General features: G+C 70.2%; 10 protein-coding genes and 1 pseudogene. 9 read left to right on the top strand and 2 right to left on the bottom strand.

Going from position 1 to position 8,542, the window contains the following annotated elements; all coding sequences use genetic code 11:
- Positions 1-338, bottom strand: a 338-nt coding sequence (locus ACZ4NB_RS37645; RefSeq protein WP_467667559.1) for an SDR family NAD(P)-dependent oxidoreductase, incomplete at its 3' end; no start/stop codon positions are given.
- 482 nt (positions 339-820) lie between these two features.
- Here ACZ4NB_RS37645 and ACZ4NB_RS37640 point away from each other — a divergent pair.
- From ACZ4NB_RS37640 to ACZ4NB_RS37620, 5 genes are all read left to right on the top strand, one after another.
- Positions 821-1,192 (top strand): PadR family transcriptional regulator, encoded by a 372-nt coding sequence (locus ACZ4NB_RS37640; protein ID WP_467667558.1) that lies wholly within the window; start codon positions 821-823, stop codon positions 1,190-1,192.
- Positions 1,193-1,204: 12 nt separating this feature from the next.
- Positions 1,205-1,789: an HAAS signaling domain-containing protein gene (locus ACZ4NB_RS37635; RefSeq protein WP_467667557.1), complete on the top strand. Its 585-nt coding sequence runs from the start codon at positions 1,205-1,207 to the stop codon at positions 1,787-1,789.
- A complete protein-coding gene (locus ACZ4NB_RS37630; protein ID WP_467667556.1) occupies positions 1,786-3,090 on the top strand; it encodes a VanZ family protein in 1,305 nt (434 codons plus the stop codon). The genes ACZ4NB_RS37635 and ACZ4NB_RS37630 overlap by 4 nt, the downstream gene beginning before the upstream one ends.
- A gap of 117 nt (positions 3,091-3,207) precedes the next feature.
- Positions 3,208-3,462, top strand: a complete 255-nt coding sequence (locus ACZ4NB_RS37625) for a PLD nuclease N-terminal domain-containing protein (RefSeq protein WP_467667555.1) — start codon at positions 3,208-3,210, stop codon at positions 3,460-3,462.
- 153 nt (positions 3,463-3,615) lie between these two features.
- On the top strand, positions 3,616-3,843 hold the full coding sequence (locus ACZ4NB_RS37620; protein ID WP_467667554.1) for a hypothetical protein: 228 nt from the start codon (positions 3,616-3,618) through the stop codon (positions 3,841-3,843).
- 134 nt (positions 3,844-3,977) lie between these two features.
- Here the strand turns inward: ACZ4NB_RS37620 and ACZ4NB_RS37615 are convergent, their stop codons facing one another.
- On the bottom strand, positions 3,978-4,637 hold the full coding sequence (locus ACZ4NB_RS37615) for a DUF4328 domain-containing protein (protein ID WP_467667553.1): 660 nt from the start codon (positions 4,635-4,637) through the stop codon (positions 3,978-3,980).
- Between the two features lie 625 nt (positions 4,638-5,262).
- Between ACZ4NB_RS37615 and ACZ4NB_RS37610 the strand changes: the two are divergent.
- The 4 genes and pseudogenes from ACZ4NB_RS37610 to ACZ4NB_RS37595 form a co-directional block, all read left to right on the top strand.
- Positions 5,263-5,382, top strand: a pseudogene (locus tag ACZ4NB_RS37610) (IS110 family transposase); the annotation flags it as partial.
- 202 nt (positions 5,383-5,584) lie between these two features.
- Positions 5,585-6,868, top strand: a complete 1,284-nt coding sequence (gene pcaDC, locus ACZ4NB_RS37605; protein WP_467667552.1) for a bifunctional 3-oxoadipate enol-lactonase/4-carboxymuconolactone decarboxylase PcaDC — start codon at positions 5,585-5,587, stop codon at positions 6,866-6,868.
- Between the two features lie 120 nt (positions 6,869-6,988).
- A complete protein-coding gene (locus ACZ4NB_RS37600) occupies positions 6,989-7,630 on the top strand; it encodes an MBL fold metallo-hydrolase (RefSeq protein ID WP_467667551.1) in 642 nt (213 codons plus the stop codon).
- A gap of 54 nt (positions 7,631-7,684) precedes the next feature.
- Positions 7,685-8,464, top strand: coding sequence for an exodeoxyribonuclease III (locus tag ACZ4NB_RS37595; protein ID WP_467667550.1), 780 nt, complete (start codon positions 7,685-7,687; stop codon positions 8,462-8,464).
- The last annotated feature ends 78 nt before the right edge of the window (positions 8,465-8,542 follow it).

The raw sequence follows: 8,542 nt of genomic DNA, 5'->3' as shown, positions 1-8,542 counted from the left end.
CAGATGGCGTTGACGAGGATGTCCAGCCGCCCTCGTTCCCGGTCGATCCGCTCGGCCAGCGCCCGCACCTGGTCCGCCTGGAGGTGATCGACCACTGCGGCGATGCCCTCGCCGCCGGCCGCGGTGACCAGCTCGGCGGTCTGCTCGACGGTCTCCGCCGCCCGGCCCGTCTCGCTGGCCTCGCCATGGGTGGTCCGGCCGGTCACGTAGACGGTGGCTCCGGCCCGGCCGAGCTCGACGGCGATCGCCCGCGCCCCGCCGCGAGTCGCCCCCGTGACCAGCGCCACTTTCCCGGCCAGCGCCTGCTGCCCGCCCGCGCGGCTGCCATTCCTGTTCACGGCGATAGCTCCTTGTCCACCTGGAAAGCCTTACTGGAAGCATGCAGTCCATATAGGACGCTTCAGGACCTACACGTCCGTACCCGTGACGGCTGGATGTCTGGTGCAGCGGCCGACGATGCGGGCATCACCGCAGTTCGGAGGCTTAGAGCGCGCCACAGGTGGTTAGGGGTCCCACTCCTCGTCCCCCCAAAGTCCACATCGATGAGCGGCTCCTGCGTGCCGAGGTCTGTCTGTCGTTCGGCCGCGTCGGCGCCCGTCGCCTCGGTGTCGACCTCGGTGACATCGGTCTCGTCCTCGAAGGTGTCGGGGTCCGTGGGGTCTACGGGCATGGCCACTACGAACGGATGGCGTTACGGGAACCTCCGCATCTGTAACCACCGCCAAGCAGGGTCAAACAGGGGCAAAACGTGGGGCTGTCTCCCGTGGGTGCGCCAACGTCACCTTTGGACGTCTGGAGATGACCAGGTACTGTGCAATGCATGGAACCTGACATCGCAGGTAAGCCTGCCGCGAGCAAGGCGGAGAGCCAGCTCCGCAAGGGGGTGCTGGAGTACTGCGTGCTGGCGATCCTGCGGGAGGGCCCGCGCTACGGCGTGGAGCTGCTGGAAACCCTCGGCGCGGTGAAGGGCATGGTCACGAGCCAGGGGACCATCTACCCCTTGCTGTCACGGCTACGCCGTGACGGACTGGTGGAGACCCGCTGGCAGGAGTCCCGCAGCGGGCCGCCCCGGCGCTACTACGAGCTGACGCCGTCGGGGCATGCGGCGCTGAAGGAGTTCACCGCCATCTGGCCGCACTTCCGTGACGCGGTCGACCACTTCATCACCGACGGAACCGACCGAACCGACTAACGGGAGACCACCATGACGATCACCGACCACCCCCTGGTGAAGAAGTACCTGGCCACCGTGGCGCGCGAGGCGGCCGGACTGAGCCCGGAACGCCGCAACGAGCTGCTGGCCGACCTGGAAGAGCACATCGCCGTGGCCCTCGCGGAGGAGTCCGCCTCCGGCGACGACGAGATCCGCGCCGTGCTCGCACGCCTCGGCGACCCGCGCACGATCGCGGCGACGGCGCTCGGAGAAGCGCCCCCGACCCCGCGGGCGAGCCTGGGGAACATCCCCGCCATGCTCGCCATGCTGGTGCTGCTTGCGATGACCGGCCCCCTTCCGCTGCTCAACCCCTACCCTGTGCTGAGCAGCATTCCCGTGATCGGCGTGATCTGGTGGCTGTGGACCATGCGGCAGTGGGGCAACCGGGACAAGGTGATCGGGACGGTGGCCGCCCTCGTGCCGCTGCTGTTCGCTCTGGCGCAGTCCGTGATCGCCATGGGCGATCTGCACTTCGGCCTCGGAGCAGTATTCTTCCCGGTCGGTCTGCTCGCCCTGGTGCTCCCGGTCGCCGCCGCCGTCTATCTGCTGCTGCGGGCAGTGAACCGTCCGGCATGACGGACGTCTACCTGCTGCCGATCGGTACGGCCGCGCTGCTCTTCCCCGCGCTGGCCTTCGCGATGTTCGTACCGACGGCGATCATCCTCTACCGGCGGCACGGCGTCATGACCCGCTGGCGGGTGCTGTCGCTGTACGGCGGCGTCTACTACGCACTCACCGCCTTCTGCATGGTGATCGTGCCGCTGCCGAAGCCCTCGGTGGACGTCTGCAGGAAATATCCGTCCTTCGCCGAGCCTCAGCTCACACCGGGCGTCGCCTTCTCCGACATCTGGAAGGAGGCACACCACCGCGTCACCCTCGACGCGCTGATCCTGCACAACTCGGCCTTCTGGCAGACCGTGTTCAACCTGGTCCTGCTGCTGCCGCTGGGGGTCTTCGTACGGATCCACTTCCGGCGCGGCCTCGCCGCGGCCACCGCGGCCGGATTCGCGGGATCGCTGCTCTTCGAGCTGACCCAGTACACCGGACTGTGGGGCCTGTATACGTGCCCCTACCGCCTCTTCGCCGTCGACGACCTCATCGCCAACACCGCCGGCGCAGCCCTCGGCTGGGCAATCGCCGGCCCCCTGGCCCGCGCACTACCCGCCCTGGACACCCTCGACGACCGCGCCCTCGCCCCGCTCGCCGTCGGCAAGGTCCCCTTCGGCCGCCGCCTCGTCGCCCTGCTGCTGGACGTGACCGGCGTCGCGCTGCTGACCCCGATTGTCGCGGTCGTCGGATATTCCGTGCTCGGCGCGGAGACGGTGCTCTTGGCGCCGCCGGTCACCTTCGCCCTCTGGTTCGTCCTCCTCCCATGGCTGACGGGCGCGACACCCGGCAAGCACATCCTGCGGCTGCGGCTGGTCACGCCGGACGGCGGACGACCGAGCCCCGCCCGGCTCGCCCTGCGCGCCCTGGTACTGAGCCCTGTCCTGCTGCTCACCTGCCTCGGCGGGGGTACGGCCCTTTCCCTCTCCGCGAGTGCGGTCTTCTTCGGCGCCACGGCCTCCGCCGACCCCTCCCTCCTGATGGAGATCGCGAGCCAGGCGGAGGAGGTGGCGTACAGCCTCGCGGCCGACCCGGTCACCGGACTCGTCCTGCTGCTGCCCCCGGCCCTCTGCCTGGCCCTGATCGGCATCTACGTGGGGGTCATCCGCCGCCACCCCCAGGGCCTGGGCCCGCACGAAACCCTCTCCGGCATCCGCAACCACGCCCTCCCTCACACACGAGCACGCACCAGCCCAGACACGCCCGAGCCGACCGAACCACAGGAACCGGCACCGGTGGCTGTGGCCGGCGGCTCCCGCACCGATGGGTAACCGCCTCTCATCTCCACCCCCACACCTGGTGCACCACTCGCCCTGACCACCGGTCACCCCACATCCAGCACGACCGACGAACTCCGAGAATCCCCCAGCAGTAAGAAGGAGCGAACGATGCAGGCACAGCTCGCACACCAGATGGCCCTTGCCCCTATGGGCGACATCATGATCGCCGGCGCGGGAGCTGCGGTGGCTCTCGGCGCTCTCGCGTTCTTCTTCGGCGCTCTGCTCAGCATCGTCAGGTCCGATCTCACCGGCGGGATGAAGCTGGTCTGGATCGTCTTCGCCTTGACGGCCCCCTTCCTCGGGAGCCTGCTCTGGTTCCTCATCGGCCGCCGTGACGCCCAGCGTCAGCCGGGCATCGCCTGATTCCAAGAGCACACCACGCTGTCTTCCCGATCGGGGAGTCACTGGGCTGATGCGGTGGCATGGCCCGGTCTGGGGGCCTGATGACGCTGCCCGCCACGCAGTTTGCGGGCGAGACGGGTCGCCACTGCGGCGGCTCAAAGGAAAGGTGGAGGTATGGCCAAGCCTGTTCACGCGGCTCTCGGGGGCGTGTGGATCACGTGCAACTTCTGTCAGGGAGACCTGTTCAGGGACCGAGAGGTGAAGCTCAACAGCTCCGGCATGGAGTTCATGAACTGGGGTTGGGCGAACGAGTCGGCAACCGGCTTGATCTGCTGGCACTGCGGCTATGTGCATCTGTTCGCGAACAGGGACCTCGAACTGTACAAACAGAAGAGGGGCTAGCCAGAAGCCGCGGTGGCCGTCGGACACGGCTTAGTGCCGATACCGATGACTTCGCGGTCTTCCGGGATCGCGAGTCGAGGAATCGTTGCAGGTCAGCGCCTGCGCCTCGGAAGCCCTGCGGAATCAGCGGTGTTCTATTGGTGCAGGTGTTTCTGCTGTACCGCGGTGAGGGCGCGGACGACAAAGACGCCAGCCACTGCCGCGGCGACGGCGGCCGCATCGATCACCAGCAGCAGGGGTGGGTTTGTGTAGGCGCGGGCGATGACGGCATCCGTGGTGCCGGCGTACAGCGACGCCGCGCCCAGGGAGCCGACCAGCCACAGGCCCCACCACCAGTTCACGGCGTGCGGCAAGCGCTCACCGGGGGCGCTTGCGCGGTGGATGTCCGCGACGATCCCCCGGGGAATCCACAGGTTGGCGACGGGGACGATCCAGCCGGCGTAGACCCACGGCCAGGCGTAGCGAGGGGGCTGCCCCGAGAGGGTGCGGGCGTTGCCCCGGACGCGCCACAGCCACATCAGGAAGGTGATCGCGCAGAGCGCCGTGGCCGCGTCTCCCAGGGCACTGACGAGGTGGTAGGCGTTCTCCAGCGCGGTCAGCGTGCGGTGCCGGCCGCCGCCCTGGTCCGGCGGTCCGGACGGCGGCTGTCCGGCCGCGGCGAGCTGGATCTGCCACACGCCCCGGGCCGCCCAGGCGGCGCCGGCGAGGACAAGGGCGGCGACGGCGCAGCGAGCCACTCCCCGGGTCGGGCGCAGGGCGGGCAGTGGTGTGTGATCGTTCACGTGGTCGTCCATATTCCTACGGGAGGTTGCGTCGGCCACAGGCCGCTCCATCGAGTCGGCGTCAGCCCTCGACGCTGAGGGGCGGAGAATCGGGGGTGACCCGCGGGGGACGGGGCGGCCGACGTTGTCGTGGCGCACCGTTGCGAGGGCGGCTCCGAGCGGAACCGTCCGACCACTGTATCGAAGCGGCCTGTCCACGCGGTGACCTGCGCGTCGGGCTTCAGTGGCACAAGCCGCGCCTTGGTCAACTGTTCCGCCGGTCGGAGACCGAAGCGGGGACTGCTGAGCATCATCTCGGGCAACACCCCGCAGGCCCGCAGGCCCGCAGCCGCGCAGTGGACACGCTGCGCCGTGCCGTGCCTGACGCCGTGGTGTTGTCGGTATCGGTCGACGACGAAGGTGGGCGGTACCCGTTCGTGCAACGGGTCGTCTCGTGCGACAACCTGGGCGGCTCGGCGAGGACAGGCGCTGACCAGGGCACAGCCCAGGGCGGCGCCTACTCCTCGGAGGAGTTGGGGGGAGCGAGCGAGGAACTCGCGCAGTAGCTACAGAGCTTGTCTGTCAATGCCGGTCATGAGTGAACGGGGAGTCGACTCATCGTCAGTCCGTCGAGGCCAGGTTGAGCACTGGTACGGCCCGCCGTCTGCGCGGGAAGTCGGACCCGCTCGACGCGCAGGCCGCTGCGCGGGCCGTGCTCAGCGGTCGCGCCAAGGCGCGGGCCAAGACCGGCGACGGTCGGGTGCAGAGCGCCCGGATGCGGCCCGGACAACGCCGTCACCCTCTGGATCACGATGGGAGGGAGCTGTGACGAGCCGGGTCGCCCGGTCATCTGCATTGGCTCGATCGTGAGGCTCTGACTTGCATATATTCCGCTTCGGACGCGATCGCAGCCATCCTCACGACGGCTCTTCCTGACCCGGGTGTCAGGACCGCGTCAGCGTGTTCGGTAGCGTGGCCGGGTGAGTGAGAAGACCCTGCAGCACCGGATCGACGGCCCCGACGACGCCCCCGTACTCGTACTGGGTGCGGCGCTGGGGACCACCTGGCACATGTGGGACCGGCAGATCCCCGAGCTGATCCGTCACTGGCGCGTGATCCGTTTCGACCTGCCCGGTCACGGTGGCTCGCCCGCGCACGCGGCGCCTTCCATCGCCGAACTGGCCGACCGGCTGGTCGCCACTCTCGACGCGCTCGGCGTGGACCGCTTCGGCTACGCCGGCTGCAACATCGGCGGCGCCATCGGCACCCAGCTGGCGCTCACCCGCCCCCACCGGGTCACCTCGCTGGCCCTGGTGTCCTCGTCGCCGCGTTACGGCACCGCCGACGCCTGGCGCCAGCGCGGTGTGGTCATCCGCACCAACGGACTCGACCCGATCGCCCGCACCTCCCCGGAGCACTGGTTCACCCAGGGCTTCGCCGGGGCCCAGCCCGCGATCGTCGAGTGGGCCGTCCAGATGGTGCGGACCACCGACCCCGGCTGCTACATCGCCGCCTGTGAGGCGCTGGCCTCCTACGACGTGCGGTCCTCGCTCGGCCGGGTCGGCGTGCCCACCCTGGTCGTCGTCGGCTCCGAGGACCAGGTCACCCCGACCACCGACGCCCGCACCCTGGTCGCCGGCGTACCCGACGCGAGCCTTGCGCTGGTGCCCGGCACCTCCCACCTCGCGCCCGTCGAGCAGCCCTCGGCCGTCACCGAACTCCTCATCCGGCACTTCTCCACCGCCTGGCACGACAAGCCGGGCCCCGGTGGGCAGGCCGCCATCGGCGCCGCGGCCCCCAAGCCGCAGCTCGCGCCCCCGCCGCCCCCGCAGGCGCCGCCCGCCGCCATAGAGTCCGGCCTCGCCCAGCCGGAGCAGCACCGCGGCGGCACGTACGAGGCGGGCATCAAGATCCGGCGCGAGGTCCTGGGCGAGGCCCATGTCGACCGGGTCGCGGCCGCCACCGACGCCTTCACCGAGGACTTCCACGACTTCATCACTCGTTACGCCTGGGGCGAGACCTGGACCCGCCCCGGCCTGGACCGCCGCACCCGCAGCATCATCACGCTCACCGCGCTGGTCGCCCGCGGCCACCAGGACGAGCTGGCGCTGCACACCCGCGCGGCCCTGCGCAACGGCCTGACGCCCACGGAGATCAAGGAAGTCCTGCTGCACACCGCCGTCTACTGCGGCGTCCCGGCCGCCAACTCCGCCTTCGCGATCGCCCAGCGGGTGATCCGGGAGGAGACCACGCCGGAGGCTTGAGGCCGGCGGGCCCGGCTCGTCGCGCCTTCCGGCTGCCCGCGGGGGCCTGCGGGGGGCCGTCTCTCCGGACTCCCGCATACCTCGCCCCCCACCGGCCCCGCGCGCGGCAAGATGGCGGCCATGGAACTCACCAAGAAGACCCACGCCTGTGTCCGGCTGGAGAAGGACGGGCAGACGCTCGTCATCGACCCCGGTGTCTTCAGCGAAGCGGACGCGGCCGTGGGAGCGGACGCGATCCTGGTCACCCACGAGCACCGGGACCACTTCAACGAGGACCGGCTGCGCGCGGGCATGGAGGCCAACCCCGGCGCGCAGATCTGGACCCTGGCCAGCGTCGCCGAGCAGCTCTCCGCCGCGTTCCCCGGCCGGGTGCACACGGTCGGCGAGGGCGACACCTTCACCGCGGCCGGTTTCGAGGTCGAGGTGCACGGTCAGCTGCACGCCGTCATCCACCGCGACATCCCGCGCATCACCAACGTCGGCTACCTGGTCGACGGCGGCGCGGTGTTCCACCCGGGCGACGCGCTCACCGTCCCCGAGGGCCGTACGGTCGACACCCTGCTGCTGCCCGTCCACGCGCCCTGGAACAAGGTCGCCGAGGTGATCGACTACGTCCGCGAGGTCGCGCCCCGGCGGGCCATCGACATCCACGACAGCCTCCTCCAGGACCACGCCCGGCCGATCTACGACACCATGATCGACCAGCTGGGCGGTACCGACCACGGCCGGATCGCGCCCGGCGGCAGCACCCTGGTCGGCTGAGCGACCGGACCGGCCGGGAGCCGACTGTCAGTGCCGGGCTGTAGGTTTGCAGACATGCGCATCGCGACCTGGAACGTCAATTCGATCACCGCCCGCCTCCCGCGGCTGCTGGCCTGGCTGGAGAGCACCGGCACGGACGTGCTGTGCATCCAGGAGACCAAGTGCAGCGCCGAGCAGTTCCCGTACGACCAGCTGCGCGAGTTGGGCTATGAGGCCGCGGTCAACGCCAACGGGCGGTGGAACGGCGTGGCCGTGCTGTCCAAGGTGGGGCTTGAGGACGTGGTCCAGGGGCTCCCGGGCGGCCCGGACTACGAAGGGGCGCAGGAGCCGCGCGCGATCTCGGCGACCTGCGGCCCGGCCCGCGTCTGGTCGGTGTACGTCCCCAATGGCCGTGAGGTCGACCATGCGCACTACACCTACAAGCTCAGCTGGTTCGAGGCGCTGAAGACCGCGGTCGCCGAGGAAGCGGCGGGCCCCCGCCCGTTCGCGGTCCTCGGCGACTACAACGTCGCCCCCACGGACGAGGACGTCTGGGACCCCGCGGTCTTCGTCGGCGCCACCCATGTCACTCCCGCCGAGCGCGCCGCCCTGTCGGCCCTGCGCGAGGCGGGCCTGACGGACGTCGTCCCGCGCCCGCTCAAGTACGACCGGCCGTACACCTACTGGGACTACCGCCAGCTCGCCTTCCCCAAGAACCGCGGTATGCGCATCGACCTGGTCTACGGCAACGAGCCGTTCGCCAAGGCCGTCTCGGACGCCTATGTGGACCGCGAGGAGCGCAAGGGCAAGGGCGCTTCGGACCATGCCCCGGTCGTCGTGGACCTCGACGTCTAGGGCCTTTCCGACCCTGACCCTTACGCCGGTACAGCGGCTGGTCGGTGACGCACCCGGCCTGAGGGCCGTTCGCCGCAC

This window comes from Streptomyces sp. NPDC026575 (genome assembly GCF_055567415.1).
Note: the sequence above shows the minus strand (reverse complement) of the source record. Positions and strands in the feature narration are given on the sequence as shown.